Source organism: Legionella wadsworthii DSM 21896 = ATCC 33877, from assembly GCF_000701265.1.
GTDB lineage: Bacteria > Pseudomonadota > Gammaproteobacteria > Legionellales > Legionellaceae > Legionella > Legionella wadsworthii.
In genome coordinates this window covers 339,564-363,933 of sequence record NZ_KL370760.1, presented here as the reverse complement: position 1 = coordinate 363,933, position 24,370 = coordinate 339,564, and the positions used below count along the sequence as shown (strand labels likewise).

Sequence of the window (24,370 nt, the reverse complement as noted above, 5' to 3'; positions counted from 1 at the left end):
CATAGAGGTTTGTAGAGGACATTTATCCTGTCATATGTAGTATCTTTTGTCTATAATTGTTTGAATCAGTTAATGTCCTGAAAAAAAAGGATTCCTTAGAAGGAATCCTCAGAGTAGAAAGTTACAGGGATAAAAAAATGGGGGGTTTATACGTCGATGTTTTCAGCCTCTAGAGCATTCGATTCAATGAATTCTCTTCTGGGTTCAACATTATCTCCCATTAAAGTAGTAAAAATGGCATCTGCAGCGACGGCATCCTCAATACTCACTTGTAACATACGACGAACAGCAGGATCCATGGTCGTTTCCCAGAGTTGACTAGGATTCATCTCTCCAAGACCTTTATAGCGTTGTATGGCCTGGCCTCTTTTTGCTTCCTCCATCAGCCAATTCAATGCTTGCTCAAAGTTTTCTACAACTACTTCTTTATCACCACGTTTGATATATGCCCCTTCTTCCACGAGACTTGCCAGCTTCGCGCCAAGGTTAACCAGTTCTTTATAATCTTTTGAATAAAAGAACTCGACATTCATCGGGATATAATTTTCCATCCCATGCTGTGTCACAATGATTCGAGGTACATATTGATTTGTATCAGGTATGGTGTGGACCTCAACCTGGTATTGTTCCGTCTTGCTGCCCAGTTGTTGCATACTCAAATGCAATTGTTTGCACCAGTTTGCTATTTTTTCTTTTTGAGTGAAGTCTTCGTTGTGCAAGACCGGTAAATAGGCAATCCGTTTGAGGATATCTGTGGGATATCTTCGTTTATAACGTTTCATAATTTTTTCAGCCCGTCGATACTGCTGTACCAACTCTTCCAACGCCAAAGCAGTAATTGGAGGAGTCTCCCTACTTGGATAAAAGGCAGCACCATCCAGTGCACTTTGTGTTAAATACTCGAACAATGCTTCATCATCTTTTACATATTGCTCTTGTTTTCCACGCTTAACTTTATATAAAGGAGGTTGCGCGATATAAATATAACCACGCTCCAGTAATTCTGGTGTTTGTCTGTAGAAAAAGGTGAGTAATAAAGTTCGAATATGTGACCCATCAACGTCCGCATCGGTCATGATAATGATTCGATGATATCTTACTTTATCGGGATCATATTCGTCAGGTCCAATACCACATCCTAAAGCAGTAATTAGGGTCGCTACTTCTTGAGAGGCAAGCATCTTATCAAACCGCGCTTTTTCTACATTTAATATTTTTCCTTTAAGCGGTAGGATCGCTTGGAATTTTCTATCCCGACCTTGTTTTGCTGAACCACCTGCTGAGTCTCCCTCTACTAAATAGAGTTCGGATAACGCAGGGTCTTTTTCTTGACAGTCTGCAAGTTTTCCAGGTAACCCAGCAATATCTAATGCGCCCTTCCGGCGAGTCATTTCCCGAGCGCGCCGGGCTGCTTCTCTTGCACGCGCAGCATCGATTATTTTAGCAACAATCGCTTTGGCACTGGCAGGATTCTCCAATAGAAAATCATTAAATTTTTCCGAAACACTGGACTCAACTACTGACTTGACTTCAGATGAAACCAGCTTGTCTTTAGTTTGTGATGAAAATTTAGGATCAGGTACTTTAACGGACAAGACTGCGGTTAAACCTTCTCGTGCATCATCACCTGTAGGAGATACTTTAGCTTTTTTCGCATAACCTTCAGCTTCGATGTAATTATTTAAAGTTCTGGTCAATGCAGCTCTAAATCCAGCCATATGAGTTCCGCCATCACGCTGGGGAATATTATTGGTGAAGCAATAGAGTGTTTCTTGGTAGGAGTCATTCCATTGCATGGAAAGCTCTACCACGATATTCTCCTTTTCTGCGGTCATGGAAAAAACTGCAGGCATAATGACATTTTTATTTTTGTTAAGATGTTCTACGAAAGCCGTTATACCCCCTTCGTAATGAAAGGTATCTTGCCTTTGGCTTCGCTCATCAAATAAATGGATGCAAACACCAGAGTTCAAATAGGATAGTTCTCTTAATCTTTTCGCTAAAATATCGTAGTGAAATTCAATATTAGAGAATGTTTCTGCACTTGGTTTAAACCAAATTTGTGTTCCTGTAGTCGTGGCCTCACCTGTTTCTGCCATAGGTGCATCTGGCACGCCATTGCGGTAATGTTGTTCATGAATTTTACCATGGCGACGGACAGTGAGATGCAATTCCTCAGAGAGGGCATTGACTACCGACACACCCACGCCATGCAAGCCTCCTGATACCTTATACGAATTATCATCAAATTTACCGCCCGCATGAAGTATAGTCATAATGACTTCGGCAGCGGATCGACCTTCTTCTTTGTGAATATCTACCGGTATCCCTCTCCCATCGTCTTTAACTGTAATCGACTCATCGGAATGGATAGTAACAAAAATTTCTTTACAGTGACCAGCCAGAGCTTCGTCGATTGAGTTATCAACCACTTCAAAAACCATGTGGTGCAGGCCTGTTCCATCGTCTGTATCACCAATATACATCCCTGGTCTTTTTCTTACTGCATCTAAACCCTTTAGGACTTTGATATTATTTGAATCGTAACTGGCATCAACGCTCATTAGGTGGTCCTCTTAACCCTATCGTAGTGTTCTGAATACCTTATCATAGCATATTTTGCTTTAGGTTTATATGTCATGGCGGAACTTTACATTGTTTTATGAATGTCCTGCAAAGAGAGCTAAGTCAAGAATAAAATACTTGTTTCTTGTTTTTTGGGGATGATTTTTTCAGCATTTTTATGTTCCACGTGAAACATTTAATCGGACTTTATAAATCCTTCATCCATTTGAAAAAGATTGAAGCTTTCATTTGAAATACTTGAAATGAGATGATTGGGAAAACAAGTAGAAGTAATCACATATTGGCCATTACGTTCTGAAAGAACTTTCATGATTTTTGTTTGATGTTCTTCATCCAACTCAGCAATAAGATCATCAAACAAATACAAACAATCTTTGTCTAATAAATTGGCTTGCGCCAGTCGTAAGGCAATTAAAATAATCTTCTGTTGGCCTCGAGATAGAACGTGTTTCGCCTTATTTTGATTTATTTCAATCAAAATATCCGCTTGATGCGCTCCATATTGGGTATAGGATTTTTGCTGATCACTGGCCAAATTATCTTCTAAAACCTGTAATAAATCTTTACCCGTATTTTTTTTATCCCATCCTTTATAATAGGAGATGGAGCAATCGAGATGACTCAATTGTTTTAATACATTATGAAAAGCTTGTTCCCATTGAATAAAATACGCATCTCTTAACTGATGGAGTTGGTTTGCTAATTGAGAGAGTTGATTATTCCACGGAATAAAATGATGGGCTGGAGCATGCTGCTTCAAAAGTGCATTACGTTGTTTTAGGACTCTTCGATATTCTTTCCATAAAGATAGATAATTGTGTTTCACGTGAAACAGTCCCCAATCTAATAGACTCCGACGTTCGGAAGGCCCCGCATCAATAATTTGAAAAATATCAGAATAAAAAACCTGGCAAGGTAAAGCATAAGCCAATTGACTCGTGGTAGAACAGAACTGGTTATTTAGTTTTACTTGGGTAGGTTCGGACTCTGATTTTTGTATACTAATTGATCCCTGATCCTGGGAGCGTGAATATACGGTTAAAGTGTGGTAATCATATGAGATAACTGGTGAAATTTCACGAGATCGAAAGGAATGGCCACAGCTTAAAAGATAAAGTGCTTCAAGAATTGATGTTTTACCGCTTCCGTTTGGACCATATATAAAATTAAACCGTGGACATAAAAACAGGTTTGCCGTGGTAATATTTCTTAAATAATGAATTTTTAATTCAGTAAGAATCATATTTTCATAGGCATTATAATGTACTGATAATTATCCACATCCACTGACTCAATCAGAATACTGCTGTCAGTATTCGATAAGGACAAGCGAATTTGTCCTTCATTAAAGTGTGACAGTACATCAAGTAAGTAATTGGCATTTAATCCTATTTTTAATTCTTCACCCTGAGTTTCTGCAGTCAAGGATTCAACGGCTTCTTCCTGTTCATTATTATTCGCAATTAAAGTTAACATTCCGGGCTGTAAATGAAGCATTACAGCTCTTGACTTTTCATGAGCCAGAATAACAATTCTTGATAAAGCACGTTTAAAAACAGAACAATCTATAATGATTTGCTTGTCCTGGTTTTTAGGGATCGCTTTAGTATAGGGTGGAAAACGCGCTTCGATTAACTTTGATAAAAAGGTAAACTGACGAGATATCAATTTGAAATGTGATTTACCTGCAGCCAATAAGACGTCTTCATCATCAATACCATTAAGGAGCCGTAGCAACTCTTGGATTCCTTTTTTGGGAAGTAACAACTTTTTGTCACTGTCATTGGCACATGGATAGCGACAAATGGCCATACGATGTCCATCAGTAGCAACAGCAGAAATAAGATGAGGTTCAAAATCAAGATACAAACCATTCAGGAACACGCGAACGTCTTGCTGCGCCATTGCAAAATGGGTCGACTGCAATAATTTCAGTAGAATCAATCGGGGAATGGTTAACTCTACTTCATTGCACTCATCCTCACTGAGAGGATAACCTTCAGCCGGTAAAGTAGTTAATTTAAAAGAGCTGCGCCCTTGCTTTATCGTTAATAGCCCCTTATCCACTATGATATTAGGGCTAGGTTCATCATCCAGTGAACGAATGATATCGATAAACTTTTTTGCAGGAACAGTGATACTTCCAACATCTTCCCCTGATTCACAAGAAACCTGAGCTGAAATTTCAATTTCTAAATCCGTCGCAGTGATTTTCAAAGTACCATCAGATAGTTTCAGATAAAAATTCGACAAAATAGCTAAAGATTGTTTCTTATCGACAGCACCAGCTACTGCGAGTAGCGGTGAGAGTAAATTCTCTTTTTTTATAGCGAATTTAAACAAGATAGAACTCCATATTCACTTAAATAACGAAAAAAATACAATCTTTTACAAATTTGCATGTTATCACAACCAGCATCATTTTTGAGATCATTCTAGTGTTCTGATCCATGCCAAAAAGACTATAAACCATTTGTCTGCATGTTTTAAACTGTATCATTGACAGCTTTCACAATTCAGTAAGAAGCTGAATATGCGGATGAAGCGATCGAAGGTTTCGCAAGATTTTAAAATTCACCTTTGATATTTCATGCATTAGGAAGATAAAATACGCATGAGATTTTTATAGTCTTCCGCAAAATCACTATCATCTTGAATCAACTCTTTAACTTTTCTACATGCATGAATCACTGTGGTATGATCGCGGCCTCCAAAATGATCGCCTATTTCCGGCAAACTATGATTGGTTAATTCTTTACTTAAGGCCATCGCCATCTGGCGTGGCCGGGCAATAGAACGGCTTCGACGCTTTGATAATATATCAGCCACTTTGACCTTATAATACTCAGCGACTGTTTTTTGAATATTCTCAATGGTTACCAACTTATCTTGTAATGCCAAAAGATCACGTAATGCTTCGTGAACAAATTCAATCGTGATCGGTTTACCGGTAAAGTGGGCATTTGCAATTACTCTGCGCAGCGCTCCTTCGAGCTCTCTTACGTTTGAACGGATTCGTTTTGCTATAAAGAAAGCAACCTCGTAGGGCAATTCAATATTAGATTGTTCTGCCTTACTAATTAAAATGGCCACACGGGTTTCAAGCTCAGGGGGTTCTACTGCAACAGTTAATCCCCAACCAAATCTGGATTTTAATCGCTCTTCCATGCCTTCAATTTCCTTTGGATAGCGATCACTTGTTAAAATAATTTGTTGCTGTCCTTCCAATAAAGCATTAAAAGTATGGAAAAACTCCTCCTGGGAGCGATCTTTTCCTGCAAAAAACTGGATATCATCAATAAGCAAGGCATTTAAAGATCTATAAAAACGCTTAAACTCATTAATTGAATTCGTTTGAATTGCCTTAACCATATCCGCAACGAAACGTTCGGAGTGTAAATAAAGTATTTTCGCATCAGGATTATTCTTTAAGATGGAATTACCTATCGCATGCATTAAATGCGTTTTTCCCAAACCCACGCCACCATAAATAAACAAAGGGTTATAAGCATCCCCCGGCCGTTCAGCAACTTGCATGGAAGCAGCACGGGCAAGTTGGTTGGAATTTCCTTCGACAAAACTTTCAAAAACGAACTTTTTGTTTAAATGACTGCTTTTATAATCAACTGCTTTCTTAGGGCCCAGTTTGATTGCATTGGAACTGACTGGGGCAGAGGTAGTTACTTCAGGCAAAAATGATCCAGAAGAACTCGAATCCGAATCTGCAGTGGAAGTTTTACTTCCAATTTCTATAGAAATAGATTTGATTTCATCGCCGCAAAATTGCTTGATAAGCTCTTCAATACGCGAAAAAAAATGTTTTTTTACCCAATCCACAACAAAACGATTGGGTGCAAATAATATTAAACGTTGCTCATCTGAATGAGCCTGTAAAGGACGCAACCAGGTATTAAATTGTTGAGCAGAATATTCATCTTGTAATAGACCTAAACATTTTTGCCAAACAGATGCTGACACAACATAACTCCTCATCAAAGAAGGGTGGTAAAAAGAATGTAAAAACTAATTAGCCACAGCATTTAAATATGCCACTGAAAGTACCTGGACAGCAAGTTAATTAAGCATGAAATTACTGTGCATGAAGTGAAATAGTAGTATTCGATTCACTAAGGTGCTGCTGCGAAGTAATTATACTCAGCCTTTCGGATAAAGAAAAGTTATCCACAAAAAAAGTGTGGATATTTTTTTAAAACCTGCCTGAATAACCTAAAAAACCATTTATTATAGTTCTATAGTGAATAATAAGCATCATAAACTGTGTGGTTCAGCAAAGGATTCATTTTTTCATGATTAAAAAAAGATATCCCCGGCTTGATTAGGGTAAAAAGACAAGTCGGCATATTTTGGTTCTTTTGATCCGAGATTTGTTCATTTTCGCCGGGTGTTAATAAAGATTTAGAAGCATAGGTTGTATTGATGAGACGCTCCAAAGTAGCTTTACTTAGTTGTTGGTGCATCTCTTTCATCATTTTATTATTCTGCTTTTTTGTAAAATCTTCTTCTGAACTCAGAAATACCTCATAAGCTAAAAGCGTTGCTGTGATTAAGGCAAATGCCAAAATACCACATCCTAATAGGGGAAAAGCAGCAAAACTTGTAAATACACCAATGCCTGTAAGCAAACCCGAAATCCCGGCGCTACATCCGGCTAAAGATCCGAAAGCACCTACAAAAGCACAAAATGAAGGAGTTATTTTTGTATATAATGGGACAGGTTGGTCCTCTGATAGATGCGCAATTCGTTGCAGGATACATTCGCTTTTTGGAAGGCTCTGATTTGATTCATATTCTTCTTTCATTATGGATAAAATTTTGTATAAAGAAGAAGTTTTATCCATACGACCTATCTGAATCAGATCACGATCTAACTTGATTTTAAAGAATTCATTGAAACTTAGATCAGGATTTTCATAATAATATATCTGTTCAATACTTTTTATATAATCAAGAATATCTATAGATAATTTGGTTTTATTTTTAATAAATTGTTGTTGAAACTCTTGTTCTAAGGTCTTTTGTTCTTGATAAGACAGATAAAAGATAAGAAAGCCAACTGAAATAAATAAGGTTATTGAAACAATTCCCAGAGCTAAAGAAAGAAAACTGGCAACTGATCCCCCAACTACAGCAAAAAGAATACCGAAAAATGGCCATGCAACCCCTGCACCGGTTCCGATACCATTTAAAGCTGATTTTAAAATCATAATTATTCCTAACCTAAAAAATCAACCAAAGAGAATGGGTTTAATCCCAATAACAAAATAATAAGAATAAAATAAGCACACATTGGATCAAGTTAACTATGAATAAACGGGATCAAATGTAGCGTATAAGATGATAATAAAGTAGTGAATAAGTCAAAAATTATAAATACATACAATTTGATCACAGGAAAAAAAAGAGCTTACAAACATAGTTTGATACACTGTAAGTTTTTGTTTTTAATTAATAATTAAGACTTATCAACACAAAATCAAAACACAATAACAAACAAAAATATAAAAATATAAAATAATGTAGTTATTAACACGTTCGTGAATCAAATTCTGAAAAAAAGAGAAAAGAGACAAAAAATAATCAAAGACTCAAATTGACAGTAGAAAAAAAGTTCTCTATTATTGCCAACCTCATAATTTTTATTAACAGGTTCATCATGAAACGTACCTTTCAACCCAGTAACTTAAAACGCAAACGTGATCATGGTTTTCGTGAGCGTATGGCAACTCGTGCAGGTAGATTAGTCATTAAGCGTCGTCGCGCTAAAGGCCGTAAGCGTTTATCTGCTTAAGTGTATGCATTTAAAAAAACACAAAGATTATTAACAAAAAAAGATTATAATCATGTGTTTGAACAACCTATAAAGTTAGTAACATCCGAATTTGTCATTCTCTTTAGAGAGAATAATTTAGGTTATGCACGACTTGGGCTGGCGTTATCAAAAAAAATGATAGCAAAGGCTCATGATCGAAATCGTATTAAACGGCTGTTAAGAGAAAGCTTTAGGCAAGAAGAATTACCTGCAGTCGATATCGTTTTTTTAGCAAGACAAGGCTTAATCAAACAAACAAATGCAGTGATCAATGCAAGAATGGGCAAAACATGGAAAAAATTAATCTCATGTTACGAAAAATAGTTTGTTTACCCATCAAGCTGTATCAGTATTTACTTAGCCCCTTGTTAAAACCAAGTTGCCGATATTACCCAAGTTGTTCACAATATGCTGAAAGCGCTATCCAACAATGTGGCATAACCAAAGGTTTATGGATGGCTTTAAAAAGAGTACTGCGTTGCCACCCTTGGTCACGCGGTGGCTATGATCCAGTACTCCCCAACAACGAGAATCATTGATGGATATTCGACGTATTATTTTGTATATGGCGCTCGCGCTAGTTAGTTTATCACTTTGGAATTCCTGGCAAATAGATTATCCTGCCAAACCAGCACCAACAGAGCAGGTAAGCAGCCAAGAACCGAATGGGCAGCCTTTATTGCCTCAAGTAACACCAGGACCATCCAATACGTCCACATCTACCCCTATCAATCTAAGTTCGGAACAAACAAACAAAAACAATGCATCACTGATCCATGTAACAACCGATGTTTTGGATGTTGCTATTGATTTGCAACAAGGCGATGTTGTTTCCAGCAAGCTTCTGGCTTATCCAGAAAGCGTCGATGAGAAAAACAAACCATTTCTTCTGTTGCAAAATCAACCCCATGAGCGTTATGTAGCAAACAGTAATCTCTTTGTTGCTTCGGGACAAAATGTCCAAGCGCTCAACTTGGATTTTACAAGCCCAAAACAACAATACGAGTTAGAGTCGGATCAAAAACAGCTTACCGTTACCCTGACAGGAACAAATAATGAAGGCCTTGAGGTAAAAAAAGAATTTACTTTCAACAAAGGCAGTTATTTAATCGATGTAAACTATAAAATTGCAAATAAGGGTAATACGGATTGGACTGGTTACTTAAACACTCAATTACTGCGTAGTTCACCTAAAGAAGATAAATCCAGTGTATTTCACGTGGGTTCTTTTACAGGTGCTTCTTATTCAGAGCCAGGTAAACACCGCTACCAAAAAGTAAGCTTTAGCGATATGAATAAAGCAAACCTGGATGTGGACAGTAAAGGTGGATGGATTGCCATGCAGCAGCACTATTTTTTAAGTGCCTGGATACCTAATCCTAGTGACAACAATAAATTTTATACCCGAGCGGTAAATAATGATTATACCATCGGTGCCGTAAGCAAACCCATTACAGTGAAACCAGAAGAACAGGCCACGGTTGGATCTCGATTGTATGTCGGTCCAGAGATAACAAGCGTGTTAAAAAATATTGCACCTTCGCTTGATCTCACCGTTGATTATGGAATTTTATGGTTTTTATCGTCGGTATTATTTTCGGTGATGAAAGCGATTTATAATTTTATCGGTAATTGGGGTTGGTCTATTGTTTTAGTGACCATCTTAATTAAATTAGCCTTTTATCGGCTTTCTGCTGCCAGTTATAAATCGATGGCTGGAATGCGTAAATTACAACCAAAATTACAAGCCTTGCGTGAACGTTATGGCGATGATAAAGCAAAAATCAGTCAAGCAACTATGGAGCTTTACAAACAAGAAAAGGTAAATCCTTTAGGCGGTTGTTTGCCCATATTAATCCAAATTCCCGTGTTCATTGCTTTGTATTGGGTTTTATTAGAAAGTGTGGAATTAAGGCAAGCTCCCTTTATTCTCTGGATTAAAGACTTAGCGTCGCCCGATCCTTATCATGTGCTGCCACTGATAATGGGTGCTACAATGCTGGTACAACAAAAGTTAAATCCAGCACCGCCCGATCCGATGCAAGCAAAAGTGATGATGTTTTTACCTGTGCTGTTTACAGGGCTATTTTGGAATTTTCCTGCAGGTTTGGTGTTGTATTGGATTGTGAATAACACCTTATCTATATTGCAACAATGGTATATTACCCGTAAATATTCCGATGAAAAACCAGCAAAAAAACTGGTTACAGTAAAATAAATGTCCACTGAAACAATAGTCGCTACAGCGACCCCACCCGGACGAGGTGGGGTCGGCATTATCAGATTATCTGGCCCAAAAGCTTTCTCTATTGCCATATCCCTTAATGGCAATAAAATATTACAGCCACGTGTCGCTACTTTCTGTTCCTTTTACTCATCTTCTGTAGGTGGACCTTCTGATCAAAACATAAATTTAATTGACCAAGGGATTATGCTTTATTTCAAAGCCCCTTACTCATTTACCGGCGAAGATGTTGTTGAGATTCATGCGCACGGCTCCCCTATTGTTCTGGATATGCTCATTCAAGCCAGCATACAATTAGGTGCTCGAATGGCTCGTCCTGGTGAATTTTCTGAGCGTGCATTTTTAAATGATAAAATTGATTTAGCCCAGGCAGAAGCCATTGCAGATTTAATTCAATCCAGTTCTCAAACAGCTGCTCGCATGGCTGTAAAATCCCTCCAGGGGGAATTCTCGCAAAAAATTAATGATTTAAATGAGAAGATTATTCATTTGCGCTTGTATGTGGAGGCTGCCATAGACTTTCCCGAGGAAGAAATTGATTTTCTTGGCGATGGTAAAGTAGCCCATTTATTGCAAAATATTCTAAGTGATCTAGATTCAATAAGATCTCAAGCAACTCAAGGAGTCATTTTACGGGAAGGATTATCGGTTGTGATTGCCGGTAGGCCTAATGCAGGAAAATCGACTTTGATTAACCACCTGGCTGGGCGTGATGTAGCGATAGTGACTGAAATCGCGGGCACAACACGCGATATAATGAGAGAACATATTTTACTCGATGATATTCCATTACATATTATTGATACTGCAGGCTTACGCGATTCGGATGATGTGGTTGAGAAGGAAGGAATCAAAAGGGCTTGGGAAGAATTGAAAAAAGCAGATTGTGTTTTGCTCGTAGTCGATCTCAATGATTTAGAACAACATCATGATTTATCGGAGGAAGTAAAAAATGTATTGCCTTCAGAAATCCCTATAATCACCATATTTAACAAAATTGATACATTAAATTGTAAAGCAGAAGTACAAGGCCATACCGTGTATCTGTCTGCGAAATCTGGAGAAGGAATTGAAGGCTTGAAGCTATTAATTAAAAATGTTGCAGGCTATCAACCCAATGAAGGAAACTTTCTTGCAAGAAGGCGGCATTTGCAAGCTTTAGATGATGCTAAAAAATTACTGTTAATGGGACAAAAACAACTGACCGAACATCGAGCTGGGGAATTATTGGCAGAAGATTTACGAAAAGCGCATCAAAGTTTATGCGAGATAACGGGAGAATTTAGTTCTGACGACTTATTAGGCCGTATCTTTTCCAGTTTTTGTATTGGCAAATAATTGTCTCACTCTTTCCTTCCTTAGGAAAACAGCTGTGAATTGTAGTGCACACCCTTTAGTCAACATAGGGCGCGTACAAGGCAGTTACTTGGAAATGTCCCATTTCAACATAAACGAGTATCTACAATTTCATCGGTGTGAAATGTTTAAACCCATGCACGTGTATTTAGAAAATTGCAAATCGCGGAACACTATAACAAGAATTTAAGACCTCAATCAGTTTACTTTGAGCATTCTTATTACTAAAAGATGATAAATTGTATTTTTCTTTATCTAGATAAGGAAACGAGTCAGTGTCTTTACTGATTTGAAACATTCTGTAAAAAAAACATACAGAAAGTTCTTGTCAAAAAGCATTGTAAATGATAATGTACTTTCTAAGACACTTTGTAAAATTTTTGTAAAGTCGGGGGTGTTAATTGGCTTATTCTAAACAAAAAATCAAACCTAATCCCATCACTCAAATAAAGACTAATTTTTTTGAACACTTCCGTACTTCACCTCGAATGACTCCAGAAGATATTGAAAGGGAAGCGGGTAAAATAGGTCAGTCCTTTCTATTGGAGGCTCATAGGGAATTAGAAGCTGAATTCAATCATCTGTTTTCTTTGTTACAAAAACAAAAAGAGGAAGATGAACAAAAGTATATCGCCTTTTGGTCCTATTGCTACCTTATGGTAACCCTTTTGGAAACTTACCATCATGCTTATATCCATAAGAATGGACTTTCAGAGGCATCATTCATCAAAAAATTTGGCAAAGCGAGCAAAGATGATGAATTCAAACAAATCAAAGACAAAATAAAAAAGATTCTGAAGAAAGAAAAAGAGGAAGCCCAAAAGGAAGAAGAATTTATTACTTCCCTAAAAAACTATTTGAGCAGTAGCTTGCGTAATTTGTTGACTTCCCCTGCCCATTTATCACAAATTCGTGACTATGTGGCTTATTCCAACTTATGCCGGGTGTACTGGGTATTTTGCAGGCTCACGTTGGTTTCAGGGTTCTCTCTTGCAAAAGATTTAGGTTTTATTGACAAACTCGATGAAATTTTAGGAACTCACACCGATGTTGATAAAATCATTAATGGAATTAAAGCGCCGAATGGTGTTCTTAATTATTTTAGCGTGGGACTCTTTTTAATTCGTTTTATCATTGATGCCGGCTATTTGATTCAACATACTTTTTTTCCAAAAGAAGATGAGAAATATGATAAAGCAACGGGTTTAGAAATTTCAGCTTATTCGCGTTTTAAATCAGAGTTATATAAGCGCCACTGTAATTTCGCCAATGACCTCGTATGGGCTACAGTGAATTTTCTTACGAACTTCAATCACATTACCCACATTCCGGATCCCACAGCAGGTGCGATTACCGCAGTGTTTCTGGGTTTTGACGTGTGTATGGCCCTTTACAAGTGCCATTTGGCAAAACAAGAATATTTAATTCATAGAAAACGTTATGAAAAGGAAATGGACGATTTAAATGATCCCACCAAGTTTCCAGGTATGACTGCAGAAGAGCGTTTACTTCAAATAAAAATACTCCAAGGCCAACTTAAAGAATTGGAAATTGATTGGCAAACCAAAGAAGGTACATTTTATTTTGTCGCAGCTGCAGCTTCTTTGCTCATGCTTGGGTTTACCGCTTCATTATTATTTACTGGCCCTGGGATTGCTGTCGCATGTTTTTTCGTATGTACTATTGCAGTGGCCATGTATCTTTCTTCCGGGGCCTATTCGAAAATGCAAGAGAAAAGTTTGCGTTTGGAATATGCTAAAGATGAAGAGTATGCTGTAGCGTTGGCGGAATATGAATCCGCACGAAATGATTTTATCTTCACGATGATAAAAAATACCATCATGCCTACTTTATTAATTGCCACTTGGGCGACTTGTTGGCCAGCGGGTATTGTATTAACAGCATTGTATGTCGCTTATGAAATTTATCACGCTTCTGAACAACACGAAAGTAAAAAAGAGGTGACTCGTTTGGCTTTAAAAAGCCCTGTCCAGGAATATAATGATGAAGAAGCGCGTGAAACGGATTTCCTCCTTTCTCAGGATGAATACAGTTGTTGCTTTTAGATTGATGAACCCTGGGTCAAGAAGATGTACCCCAGGGTTTCCTATGCAAATTATTTGCAATGCGTCTATCGTCTAATACATCCCTATCCCATAGATTTCTTAATCGCTAATGCCTTATCATACAATTCATTCTTGTGTCCATTGCCTAATTTGCATGCTACAGCGACTGCCTGTTTTAATGGCAACTCCTCCATTAATATTTTTAGTAATCTCTCCTGATCATCAGTTTTTGGAGCGTTTGCCCGTGGGGGAATGAGTAAAACAAACTCCCCTTTAACATGGGCAGCTTCTGATAAAAGCCAGCCCCTAACTTCCGCTAACGTTCCTGAGACAAACCTTTCAAAAGTTTTGGTTAATTCTTTTGCCAACACTGCCTCACATGCACTACCAAAAATTGTAGCCATATCTTCAAGACAGTCCAAGATACGATGAGTTGATTCATAGAAAATTAGGGTGTGTGGTTCTGTAGCTAAGGTGCTTAATTTAGCTTTTCTTGCTTGCTGTTTCGCAGGAAGAAAGCCTAGAAACAAAAATGAATCACAAGGAATCCCGGCTGCACTTAAAGCAGTAATTAATGCACAAGCACCCGGAATGGGAACTACGGGGATTTGATGCTGGCGCGCTGATCTGACGATTAAAAATCCTGGATCACTTATTAACGGCGTACCTGCATCGCTAATTAAGGCAATTGATTTACCTGATAAAAGCATCTCAATAAGAGATTTGGTTTTATCGTTTTCATTATGGGCGTGAAGCGAGTCAAGGTTGTTTTTAATGCCTAAAGAGGTTAATAGTTGCAATGAGTGACGTGTATCTTCAGCTAAAATACAATCTACGGATTTAAGCACATCTAAAGCCCTAAGCGTAATGTCCTCACGATTTCCAATCGGAGTGGCAACGATATAGAGAGTTCCTATGCCTGTTGCTAGTGAGTTAGTCATGGTTTATCCTCTAGCGTAATTGCTTTTTCTATTTATAAAAATAGGTTAATAAAATCAAATGGACCTCATTCGAACTACTTTGGCAACAATTCGAGTTATTTTTTTATTGGCTTGTTCTTCATTACTTTGCCAATGCTCAACAGCTGTTACAACTCCTGAAGCAGCAGCTCCCGCACCCGTATTAAAGGGGGAACACAAAAAGATTGCAAACCCATATTCAAAACCTACTGCGAGTTATATCAGACAGGCTCAAAAGCAAGAGGGTGTTGAAAAACAACAATCCTTATTTAAAGCCGCCGGTCATTTAATTTCTGAGGGTCAGTTGCGACAAGGTGCGGCTATTTTATCACAGACTTCGGATTTATCACCGCAACTTCAAGACGAAAAAAAACTATTATTGGCGCAAATTGACTTAATGCATGATCGTCCAAAAAGTGCATTAACAAAATTGATGAATATTGCTGATAATCAGTCATTTCCACTTTATCAACAGATTAAATTTCATGAACTTCTTGCTCAAGCTTATCGAGATGAAGGGAACAAATTGTCTTCAATCAATGAGCGGATTAAGCTCGATTCATTGTTACTAGATGAAGAAAGTAAAATCAATAATCATCGCAGCCTGTGGTTTACACTTAGCCGTATCCCTCAGACTGAATTAGAGTCTTTGTCTGTAAAAGAATCCAATGTTCAATTACAAGGTTGGATTCAGCTTGCTTTAATTTCCCACAAGTTTCAAAATCATCCCAATTCATTGGTTTCCGATTTGAAACAATGGCAAACACAATACCCAAACCATCCTGCACAACAAATTTTACCGAATCCACTGGACTCAGTGGTAAATAAGCTCCATCCTCAACCAAAAAAGATAGCGCTTCTGCTGCCTTTGAGTGGTCCTTTGCAGGGTCCAGGGACAGCAGTACAGGATGGTTTTATGGCTGCTTATCAAAACAATCATAGTGAGGCCCCCATACAACTAAAAACCTATGATACCAACCAAGCGGATGCCGTTTCTTTGTACCAAAATGCTCTTGATGAGGGCGCCGATTATATTGTTGGACCTTTAACAAAAGCCCAGGTAGCCGCAGTGGCTGCGCTGCCCCATCCAGTCCCGACCTTATTATTAAATGATGCAGATACCCCCCTTCAGGAAAATTCCTATACGCTTGGGCTTTCGCCAATTAATGAAGCAGTTCAAGTGGCAATTAGAGCAAAAAATAAAGGATACAGTAAGGCTTTAATTATTGCTCCGGGGAATGAATGGGGAAAAGAAGTATCTAAAGCATTCACGCAACAGTGGGAACAAGGTGGTGGACGAGTTGTTGATAGTTTTTTATATGGGATGAATGAAGATTTGAACAAAAAAATGAAAGATTTTTTGCAAATCAGCAACAGCCAACAACGCGAAAAGAAGATAAGGGAATTACTAGGACAAAAGATCCAGCCCCTTATTGGTCGCAGGCAAGATTTCGATATGATTTTTCTGCTCGCTTACCCTTCCAAGGCGCGACAAATTATGCCCTTGCTTAATTACTATTACGCTGGTGATGTCCCAGTTTATGCGACTGCCAGTGTTTATGGAGGAAGTGCTAATCCCTTAAAAGATAAGGATCTTGATGGTATTATTTTTTGCGACATACCCTGGGTTTTCGCACATCAAGCTGGCACACGAAACTGGCCGGAACAATTTAACAGCTACAATCGATTGTATGCTCTAGGTGTGGATAGCTTTACTTTAGCCACCCAATTAAATCAATTGATATTATTCCCCGCGGATCAATCCAAGAATGGAGACGGCATTTTATATTTAAAGCCGACTCAGCAAATTGCTCGTGTTCTCGAGTGGGGTCAATTTAATCAAGGTTTGGTGCACTCTTTAGGTGAGACAGTGTAATTGAAGACTCAAGAAAAAGGTCGTATTGCGGAAGATAAGGCTTTAACGTATTTAAAAAATCAAGGTTTCGAGTTGATCACTCAAAATTATAGCTGTCGTATGGGTGAAATTGATTTAATTATGCGCGACAAAGAGCATTTGGTTTTTATTGAAGTGCGTTCGCGGATTTCAGGAAATTTTGGCGGTGCCATTGCGAGTATTAACTCTAAAAAAAGAATAAAAATACTCAATACCGCTTCCTATTTTATGTTAGAACATAAAAAGCATCATCAATGTGCTATGCGGTTCGATGTGGTATGCATTGATGGAAAAACAGCATCCATTAATTGGATAAAGGATGCTTTTGGAGCGGACTATTAAAGGTTACGAAAAATAAAAGATAGAGGTTTTTAATATGATGGTACAAATGGAAGAACGTGTAAGACATTTATTTGGGTTGAATATAGAAACCAAAATAGCGCTTGCTGATTCTTTATCCAATTTAATTGCCAAAGCTGGACAACGATTAGTGAATTGTTTGCTTGCAGATGGGAAAATATTATTGTGTGGCAATGGGGGCTCCAGTGCGAACTGCATGCACTTTGCAAGCGCAATGCTGAATCAATTTGAAGTTGAAAGACCTTCACTTCCAGTGATTAATTTAAGCACGGATTCAACCAGCTTAAGTTCCTCTGCGAACGACAATCATTACAGCCAAGTTTTTGCACGCCAAATACAGGCATTAGGTCAAGAAAATGATATTTTGCTGTTACTAACGACCTCCGGCAACTCAGACAGTATGCTGCACGCACTCCATGCTGCCAATGATCGTGGCATGGATACTGTTGCTTTAAGCGGACGTGATGGCGGAGTACTGGCCAACCATCTAGGTCCTGAAGACATTGAATTACGTGTTGCTACAGAAAGCTCTGCCAGGATACGTGAAATGCACTTGTTCATCTTGCATTGCTTTTGTGATTTAATTGACCAGTCTTTATTTGGTCAGGTTTTGGGGTAAAAAATGAATTTCAGAATAAGAACAATAATTTTTCTTTTAATAAGCTCCTTATTGACAGGATGTGTTGCTGCTGTGGTTACGGGTGCTGTTGCAGGAATGGTTTATGATCGGCGTGGCGTCATAACCCTGGAAGCGGATGCGAGGTTATTCCACGTGATTCATAAGGCCATTGTAACCAACCGTCAATTTAGCGATTCCCGGGTACTGGTAACCAGTTTTAACCGAGTTGTTTTGCTAGTAGGGCAAACGCCAACAGCATCTTTGCGTCTTTTAGCGGAAAAAATCGCCCGTAATACACCAAATGTTCATCGAGTATACAATGAAATTACAGTGGGTTATCCCATACCCCTGACAGAACGTTCTAAAGACAGCTGGATAACCAGCCAAGTACGCAGCCGGTTACTGGCTAAAAAAGGTCTTGAATCCGGATCTATCCGTGTTGTCACTGAAAATAAAGTGGTATATCTCATGGGTATCGTTAACGATCAACAAGCAGCCCTGGCAGTGGATGCAGCAAGAAGAGTTAATGGTGTGAATAAAGTGGTTAAAATTTTTCAGTACATTCATTAAATACCATGTTGAAACAAGGACGTTTTACTCTATTGCTTGTTTTGGTCCTCATTGGTTTGTCCAGCTGTGGTGTGGGCAGCATATGGACGGGCGCGACAATGGCTTATGACAGGCATAATGTTTTTAAAAAGCTCGATGATTATTCGTTATACCTTAAAGTAAATAATGCAATTACTGTGGACAATACCTTCAAAAACAACCAATGTGCCCTGGATATGACTGTGTTTAAGGGCGATGTATTAGTCGCAGGGCATGTGCCCACGCCTGAACTGCATACTGAATTAAGCCGCCGTTTAGCAAGGGTTAAAGGACACAAACGTCTATTTAATCAAGTGCAGATAAGCTCTGTCGTATCCAATACATTAAAAGACAGTTGGATAACCGCTAAAATTCGTGGTCAAATTTTTGCTGATGATTCTATTGATCCCAATGCATTTAAAATTGTTACAACAGATCAAATCGTCTATTTGATGGGTGAAGTTCGTAAAGAACAAGCTGATAAAGTGGTGCAAATGGCAAGGCATACAAGTGATGTGGTTCGTGTGGTCAAAATATTTAAATATTTTACTTATCAAGAAAATACAACAGGATAATCCTAAAAAAAGCGATGAACAGGAGAAAATGTACAATACATCCAACCGCTTTTTTTAGGATGCATGATTTATTTAATGAAAACTCCCCTTATCAGGTCGTTTACGCATTTTCCTTAATTTTAACTGGCGTAATAATCCTGTAGAGGCATTTAAGCCTTCATCTTCTTCACTTAAACCATTTTGATTACAAGGATGCGATCTACAGTGTTGCCGATATTCTAGATGATGTTTATTATGTTTATGATGTAACCCATCGCTGTAACGAGCGAGCATTTTTTGCTGCAGACTGACTGCAGTATGTTGGATCTTATCGGGCATGTTTCTTTCCTTTTTTGCGAGGTTAATAAACACACTTATTACCGGCTTTGCGATAATAAGTTCCACACTTTAATTATAGACGTTAATACTGAACTTATTCGCGTTAAACCTGCTAACCATAAGGATTATTGGCTTTATTGGCGTGCAATTCCTATTTTACAATGAATAAGTCTTCTGTTAGTTTTTGAAAATACCGATGTAATTGTATCAACCTCTATTTTTTTCGTGTCCTTCATGAAAAATAAAGTCAATCAATGCTGCGGGAGAAAGTTAATGAATTATTTACACACCATGGTTCGAGTGACCAATTTAGAAATATCATTAGATTTTTATTGTAAAAAATTGGGTTTAATTGAAGTGAATCGCATAGAAAATGAGAAAGGACGGTTTACTTTAATATTCCTGGCAGCGCCTAATGATCTGGATCGGGCAAAACAGCTCAAAGCACCAATGCTCGAACTGACTTATAATTGGGATCATGAAGACTATAGTGAAGGTCGTAATTTCGGTCATTTAGCGTATCGGGTCGATAATATTTATGAAATATGTAATCGCTTGAAAGAGTCAGGGGTGGTCATCAATAGGCCTCCACGTGATGGCTATATGGCATTTATTCGATCACCTGATAATATTTCTATTGAGCTGCTACAAAAGGGTGAGCCTTTACCCCAACAAGAACCCTGGGTATCCCAGCCAAATATTGGGCACTGGTAATATACAAATAGAATTGTATAAAATATAGCATTGATTATTCAAGCAGGTTGCATTATAATTCGCGCGGTGAAACATAGGTGAATATGTGAACAAACAGCTAGGTATGCGCGGAATTGTTCGGCTGTGGCTGGTACAATTGGCCGTTACATTTGTATTTGCGGCAATTTGTGCAATAATATATAGTGCTAATGCAGCAGGTTCAGCATTGCTTGGTGGCATGGTTTGTATTGTCCCTAATGCATATTTTGCAAGTAAACTGTTCCAGTATCAAGGTGCCCGTTCAGCCAAAAAGATAGTAAACAGTTTTTATAAAGGCGAAGCGTTAAAGATAATTATATCCATATTCCTTTTCACTGCTGTATTTTTATTATTTAAGATTACACCGCTAGCGTTTTTTGTATCATACATCATGATTCTTATGACGCATTGGTTTGCCCCATTGATTATTGTAAATAAACAGAATAGGCCTGAAAGTGACTGAAATGGTATCTAGTACAAATTACATCAAGCATCATCTAACATACCTTACTTACAATGTAAGTGATATGAAATTGGGTTCAGGCGGCTTCTGGACATTAAATCTAGACACCTTGTTTTTTTCAATTGTCTTGGGAATTATTGTTTGTAGCCTAATGTATTTTGGTGCACGAAGAGTGACTACGGGCATTCCTGGAAAATTACAAAATTTTGCTGAAATCATGCTGCAGTTTGCCGATAATCAGGTAAAAGATTGTTTTCATGGTAAAAATAACTTAATTGGCCCCCTGGCGCTCACGATATTTCTCTGGGTATTCCTTATGAATTTCATGGATATAGTTCCTGTAGATATATTACCTGCGATGGCGCAAGCCGGTGGTATACACTATCTTAAAGTGGTGCCTACTAATGACTTGAATCTAACATTTGGTTTGTCACTCAGTGTTTTCATGCTTATCATTTTCTACAGTTTAAAAATAAAAGGACCTAAAAAGTTCATCAAAGAATTAACATTACAACCTTTTAATCATCCTGGCTTTATACCTTTTAACCTACTGCTTGAAGTAGTTGGCCTTGTGGCGAAACCTATTTCTCTGGCACTGCGGTTATTTGGAAACTTATATGCAGGCGAATTAATATTTATATTAATTGCCCTGTTAACCTTAAATGCTGCAACATCATCAACTTTGGGTACAGCGACTTTAGGCACAGCACAATTTATTTTGGCTCTGGCATGGTCAATATTCCATATATTGGTGATAACATTGCAAGCATTTATTTTCATGGTGCTAACGATTGTTTATCTGAGTTTGGCACACGAAGATCATTAACCGATTTAATTTTCATCCATTGTAAAGGGGATAAATATGCAAGCCGCTAGTTTAATAGCACAAATTCAAAGTATGACCGTTGTTGCGGTTGCCTTGTTAATTGGTTTAGGTGCATTGGGCACAGCGATAGGATTTGGTTTGCTTGGTGGCAAATTCCTTGAAGGCTCAGCGCGTCAACCAGAAATGGTTCCAATGTTACAAGTAAAAATGTTCATCGTTGCAGGTTTGTTAGACGCCGTAACCATGATTGGAGTGGGTATCGCATTGTTCTTTACATTTGCAAACCCTTTCCTTAGCAACCTGGGTTCTTGATAACACATGAAGAGGGCGCTAGGCGCCCTAATTGTTACAGGAGATGAAACGGTGGAAATCAATTTAACTCTAATTGTACAAATGCTCGTTTTCGCAGCTTTTGTATTGTTTACCATGAAGTTGGTGTGGCCTCCATTGGCGAAAGCTATGGAAGAGCGACAAGATAAGATTGCTGATGGCCTGGCTGCCGCGGAACGTGGCCGTAAGGAATTAGAATTGGCTCAGCATCGAGTGAAAGATGAATTGAAGCAGGCTAAAGTTCAATCAGCAGATATTATTGAAAAAGCCAATAAGCGTGCAGCTCAGATAATCGAAGAAGCTAAGGAAGCAGCAAAGCATGAGGCACAGATGCAAGTGAAGCTGGCACAGGAGCAATTATTGCAGCAAATCAACCATGCAAAAGCCGATTTGCGTAAGCAAGTTGCCAACTTAGCAATTAATGGCGCTGAGAAAATTTTAATGCGCGAAGTAGATGCTAAGGCAAATACCGCATTGTTAGATAACTTGATAGAAGAGATTTAAAATGTCTGATAGTACCACCATAGCCAGACCCTATGCTAAAGCAATTTTTGAATATGCTTTAGAGGAAAAAAAATTAGCTGAGTGGTCGGCACATTTGAAAAATCTTGCCCAAGCTGTGTTGATACCTGAAGCTGAGAAATTTATAACAAATCCAGTAACAACCGTTGCGCAGCACATTGAGTTGTTGGAGTCAGCAATTGGTGCAAAATCAAAAGATAACAATCAATTAAACAACTTGATTGCTCTATTGGCCACGAATAAAAGATTGACATTACTACCTGAAATTTATGCACTTTACGAAGCACATCGTGCGGAACAAGAAAAAACATTGAGTGTGGATGTCAGTAGTTATTCTGATTTATCAAGTGCGCAACAACAACGGTTGATCGAATCATTAAGTCAGCGCCTGCAGCGCAAGGTCTCGTTAAAAATCACTATTGATCCTTCCTTACTTGGTGGAGCAGTAATTCGAGCGGGCGATTTAGTTATAGATGGTTCAGTTCGTGGGAAGTTGAATAAGCTTCGTAACGAATTGGCCGCATAATTTAGAGGATAGTTTCCATGTCAGAACAAGTAGCGTTAAATCCTTCTGAAATCAGTGAATTAATCAGAAAGAAAATTGAACACTTTAGTGTAGCATCTGAAGCACGAAATGAAGGTACAATTGTCAGTTTGAAAGACGGTGTTGTGAGCTTGCATGGCCTTGAAGATGCTATGGCTGGTGAGATGATTGAATTCCCTGGCGGCGTCTATGGTCTGGCTCTTAACCTTGAAAGAGATTCTGTAGGTGCGGTTGTTCTCGGTGATTATTCTACTTTAGCTGAAGGTCAAAAAGGTAAATGTACTGGCCGTATCCTTGAAGTTCCAGTTGGAAAAGGTTTGCTTGGACGGGTCGTGGATGCATTAGGAAATCCAATTGATGGTAAAGGACCTATCGATGCAGCAGGCATGGCGCCGATTGAAAAAGTGGCACCGGGTGTTATTGCACGTAAATCAGTAGATCAACCCGTACAAACCGGATTAAAAGCGATTGACGCTATGATACCTGTTGGACGCGGCCAACGTGAGCTTATTATTGGTGACCGCCAAACTGGAAAATCAGCAATCGCCATTGATGCCATAATTAACCAAAAAGGGACTGGCGTTAAGTGCGTATACGTAGCAGTAGGACAAAAAGCCTCTTCTGTGGCAGCAATTGTACGTAAGCTGGAAGAGCATGGCGCAATGGAACACACCATTGTTGTCGTTGCCGGTGCTTCTGATTCTGCTGCCTTGCAGTTCATTGCTCCTTATGCAGGCTGCACTATGGGTGAATACTTCATGGAGCGCGGTGAAGATGCGTTGATTGTTTATGACGATTTAACCAAGCAAGCATGGGCATATCGACAAATTTCGTTGTTGCTCAGAAGACCACCGGGTCGTGAAGCTTATCCTGGAGACATTTTCTATTTACATTCTCGCTTATTAGAAAGAGCAGCTCGTATTAATGCTGATGAAGTAGAAAAACTGACCCGCGGTGAAGTAAAAGGGAAAACAGGATCCTTGACTGCATTGCCGATTATTGAGACGCAAGCAGGCGACGTGTCTGCATTCGTTCCCACGAACGTCATTTCGATTACTGACGGTCAGATATTCCTCGATGTTGATTTATTCAACTCAGGTGTACGCCCTGCAATCAATTCCGGTCTTTCTGTATCCCGGGTTGGTGGTGCTGCTCAAACTAAAATTATGAAAAAATTAGGTGGTGGTACCCGTTTGGCGCTGGCTCAGTTCCGTGAATTGGAAGCATTCTCTCAATTTGCTTCCGATCTTGATGATGCAACGCGTAAACAATTAGAACGTGGCCAACGTATTACTGAGCTGATGAAGCAAAAACAATATTCTCCATTATCTGTCGCAGAAATGGGTATCGCGTTGTTTGTGGTAGAAAAAGGTTATTTAGATGATGTGCCTGTAAACGAAGTGGCTGCATTTGAAGCTTCATTACATGATTATATGCGTAGTACTCATCCTGATCTATTGCAACAGATCAACGAATCGGGTGATTACAACAATGAAATTGAAGCGAAATTGAAAAAAGCTGTAGAAGACTTTAAACGTACAGCAAGTTGGTAAGTCA

25 protein-coding genes are annotated in these 24,370 nt (G+C 38.6%); 18 read left to right on the top strand and 7 right to left on the bottom strand.

The window, feature by feature from the left end:
* Window positions 1–146: 146 nt before the first annotated feature.
* The 5 genes from gyrB to BU07_RS0113225 form a co-directional block, all read right to left on the bottom strand.
* Complete coding sequence (gyrB, locus tag BU07_RS0113245) at window positions 147–2,564, bottom strand: DNA topoisomerase (ATP-hydrolyzing) subunit B (protein ID WP_031566777.1); 2,418 nt, start codon at window positions 2,562–2,564, stop codon at window positions 147–149.
* A 197-nt stretch (window positions 2,565–2,761) separates the two neighbouring features.
* Window positions 2,762–3,829, bottom strand: a complete 1,068-nt coding sequence (recF, locus tag BU07_RS0113240; protein ID WP_031566774.1) for a DNA replication/repair protein RecF — start codon at window positions 3,827–3,829, stop codon at window positions 2,762–2,764.
* Window positions 3,826–4,929 (bottom strand): DNA polymerase III subunit beta, encoded by a 1,104-nt coding sequence (gene dnaN, locus BU07_RS0113235; RefSeq protein ID WP_031566772.1) that lies wholly within the window; start codon window positions 4,927–4,929, stop codon window positions 3,826–3,828. The genes recF and dnaN overlap by 4 nt, the downstream gene beginning before the upstream one ends.
* Before the next feature lie 252 nt (window positions 4,930–5,181).
* A complete protein-coding gene (dnaA, locus tag BU07_RS0113230) occupies window positions 5,182–6,564 on the bottom strand; it encodes a chromosomal replication initiator protein DnaA (protein WP_031566770.1) in 1,383 nt (460 codons plus the stop codon).
* 272 nt (window positions 6,565–6,836) lie between these two features.
* Window positions 6,837–7,811, bottom strand: coding sequence for a hypothetical protein (locus tag BU07_RS0113225; protein WP_051635587.1), 975 nt, complete (start codon window positions 7,809–7,811; stop codon window positions 6,837–6,839).
* Window positions 7,812–8,260: 449 nt separating this feature from the next.
* Between BU07_RS0113225 and rpmH the strand changes: the two genes are divergently transcribed.
* The 6 genes from rpmH (at window position 8,261) to BU07_RS0113195 (ending at window position 14,083) form a co-directional block, all read left to right on the top strand.
* Window positions 8,261–8,395, top strand: a complete 135-nt coding sequence (gene rpmH, locus BU07_RS0113220; protein ID WP_006869475.1) for a 50S ribosomal protein L34 — start codon at window positions 8,261–8,263, stop codon at window positions 8,393–8,395.
* Entirely contained in the window at window positions 8,396–8,740 is a 345-nt protein-coding gene (rnpA, locus tag BU07_RS0113215) for a ribonuclease P protein component (RefSeq protein WP_031566765.1), read from the top strand.
* Window positions 8,707–8,955 carry a membrane protein insertion efficiency factor YidD gene (gene yidD / locus BU07_RS0113210; RefSeq protein ID WP_031566763.1) on the top strand — a complete coding sequence of 83 codons (249 nt, stop codon included), beginning with the start codon at window positions 8,707–8,709 and terminating at the stop codon, window positions 8,953–8,955. Before rnpA ends, yidD begins: the two co-directional genes overlap by 34 nt.
* Complete coding sequence (yidC, locus tag BU07_RS0113205; protein ID WP_031566761.1) at window positions 8,955–10,634, top strand: membrane protein insertase YidC; 1,680 nt, start codon at window positions 8,955–8,957, stop codon at window positions 10,632–10,634. The genes yidD and yidC overlap by 1 nt, the downstream gene beginning before the upstream one ends.
* Window positions 10,635–11,999 (top strand): tRNA uridine-5-carboxymethylaminomethyl(34) synthesis GTPase MnmE, encoded by a 1,365-nt coding sequence (gene mnmE, locus BU07_RS0113200; protein ID WP_031566759.1) that lies wholly within the window; start codon window positions 10,635–10,637, stop codon window positions 11,997–11,999.
* 419 nt (window positions 12,000–12,418) lie between these two features.
* Window positions 12,419–14,083, top strand: a complete 1,665-nt coding sequence (locus BU07_RS0113195; protein ID WP_115262314.1) for a hypothetical protein — start codon at window positions 12,419–12,421, stop codon at window positions 14,081–14,083.
* Between the two features lie 83 nt (window positions 14,084–14,166).
* On the opposite strand, the gene rsmI is transcribed toward BU07_RS0113195, so the two are convergent.
* Window positions 14,167–15,024 (bottom strand): 16S rRNA (cytidine(1402)-2'-O)-methyltransferase, encoded by an 858-nt coding sequence (gene rsmI, locus BU07_RS0113190; RefSeq protein WP_031566755.1) that lies wholly within the window; start codon window positions 15,022–15,024, stop codon window positions 14,167–14,169.
* Window positions 15,025–15,082: 58 nt separating this feature from the next.
* Here rsmI and BU07_RS0113185 point away from each other — a divergent pair, with 58 nt between their 5' ends.
* From BU07_RS0113185 to BU07_RS0113165, 5 genes are read left to right on the top strand one after another with little or no spacing between them, the layout of a single operon-like run.
* Window positions 15,083–16,918 (top strand): penicillin-binding protein activator, encoded by a 1,836-nt coding sequence (locus BU07_RS0113185; RefSeq protein ID WP_031566753.1) that lies wholly within the window; start codon window positions 15,083–15,085, stop codon window positions 16,916–16,918.
* A complete protein-coding gene (locus tag BU07_RS0113180) occupies window positions 16,919–17,278 on the top strand; it encodes a YraN family protein (RefSeq protein WP_031566751.1) in 360 nt (119 codons plus the stop codon).
* A gap of 37 nt (window positions 17,279–17,315) precedes the next feature.
* Entirely contained in the window at window positions 17,316–17,915 is a 600-nt protein-coding gene (locus BU07_RS0113175) for a D-sedoheptulose-7-phosphate isomerase (RefSeq protein WP_031566750.1), read from the top strand.
* A gap of 3 nt (window positions 17,916–17,918) precedes the next feature.
* Window positions 17,919–18,485, top strand: coding sequence for a BON domain-containing protein (locus tag BU07_RS0113170; RefSeq protein ID WP_031566748.1), 567 nt, complete (start codon window positions 17,919–17,921; stop codon window positions 18,483–18,485).
* 5 nt (window positions 18,486–18,490) lie between these two features.
* Window positions 18,491–19,078 (top strand): BON domain-containing protein, encoded by a 588-nt coding sequence (locus BU07_RS0113165; protein ID WP_031566747.1) that lies wholly within the window; start codon window positions 18,491–18,493, stop codon window positions 19,076–19,078.
* 72 nt (window positions 19,079–19,150) lie between these two features.
* Here the strand turns inward: BU07_RS0113165 and BU07_RS0113160 are convergent, their stop codons facing one another.
* The gene (locus tag BU07_RS0113160) at window positions 19,151–19,396 is read right to left on the bottom strand and encodes a hypothetical protein (RefSeq protein ID WP_031566746.1); all 246 of its coding nucleotides are present in this window, start codon (window positions 19,394–19,396) and stop codon (window positions 19,151–19,153) included.
* A 273-nt stretch (window positions 19,397–19,669) separates the two neighbouring features.
* Here BU07_RS0113160 and BU07_RS0113155 point away from each other — a divergent pair, with 273 nt between their 5' ends.
* The 7 genes from BU07_RS0113155 (at window position 19,670) to atpA (ending at window position 24,366) form a co-directional block, all read left to right on the top strand.
* Window positions 19,670–20,110: a VOC family protein gene (locus BU07_RS0113155; protein WP_031566744.1), complete on the top strand. Its 441-nt coding sequence runs from the start codon at window positions 19,670–19,672 to the stop codon at window positions 20,108–20,110.
* A gap of 85 nt (window positions 20,111–20,195) precedes the next feature.
* A complete protein-coding gene (locus BU07_RS0113150; RefSeq protein ID WP_031566742.1) occupies window positions 20,196–20,591 on the top strand; it encodes a F0F1 ATP synthase subunit I in 396 nt (131 codons plus the stop codon).
* Window position 20,592: 1 nt separating this feature from the next.
* Window positions 20,593–21,417, top strand: coding sequence for a F0F1 ATP synthase subunit A (gene atpB / locus BU07_RS0113145; protein WP_031566740.1), 825 nt, complete (start codon window positions 20,593–20,595; stop codon window positions 21,415–21,417).
* Window positions 21,418–21,453: 36 nt separating this feature from the next.
* Window positions 21,454–21,729 carry a F0F1 ATP synthase subunit C gene (gene atpE / locus BU07_RS0113140; RefSeq protein ID WP_010655291.1) on the top strand — a complete coding sequence of 92 codons (276 nt, stop codon included), beginning with the start codon at window positions 21,454–21,456 and terminating at the stop codon, window positions 21,727–21,729.
* Between the two features lie 51 nt (window positions 21,730–21,780).
* Window positions 21,781–22,251: a F0F1 ATP synthase subunit B gene (locus BU07_RS0113135; protein WP_031566738.1), complete on the top strand. Its 471-nt coding sequence runs from the start codon at window positions 21,781–21,783 to the stop codon at window positions 22,249–22,251.
* A 1-nt stretch (window position 22,252) separates the two neighbouring features.
* Entirely contained in the window at window positions 22,253–22,795 is a 543-nt protein-coding gene (locus tag BU07_RS0113130) for a F0F1 ATP synthase subunit delta (protein ID WP_031566736.1), read from the top strand.
* Window positions 22,796–22,812: 17 nt separating this feature from the next.
* Window positions 22,813–24,366 carry a F0F1 ATP synthase subunit alpha gene (atpA, locus tag BU07_RS0113125; RefSeq protein WP_031566735.1) on the top strand — a complete coding sequence of 518 codons (1,554 nt, stop codon included), beginning with the start codon at window positions 22,813–22,815 and terminating at the stop codon, window positions 24,364–24,366.
* The last annotated feature ends 4 nt before the right edge of the window (window positions 24,367–24,370 follow it).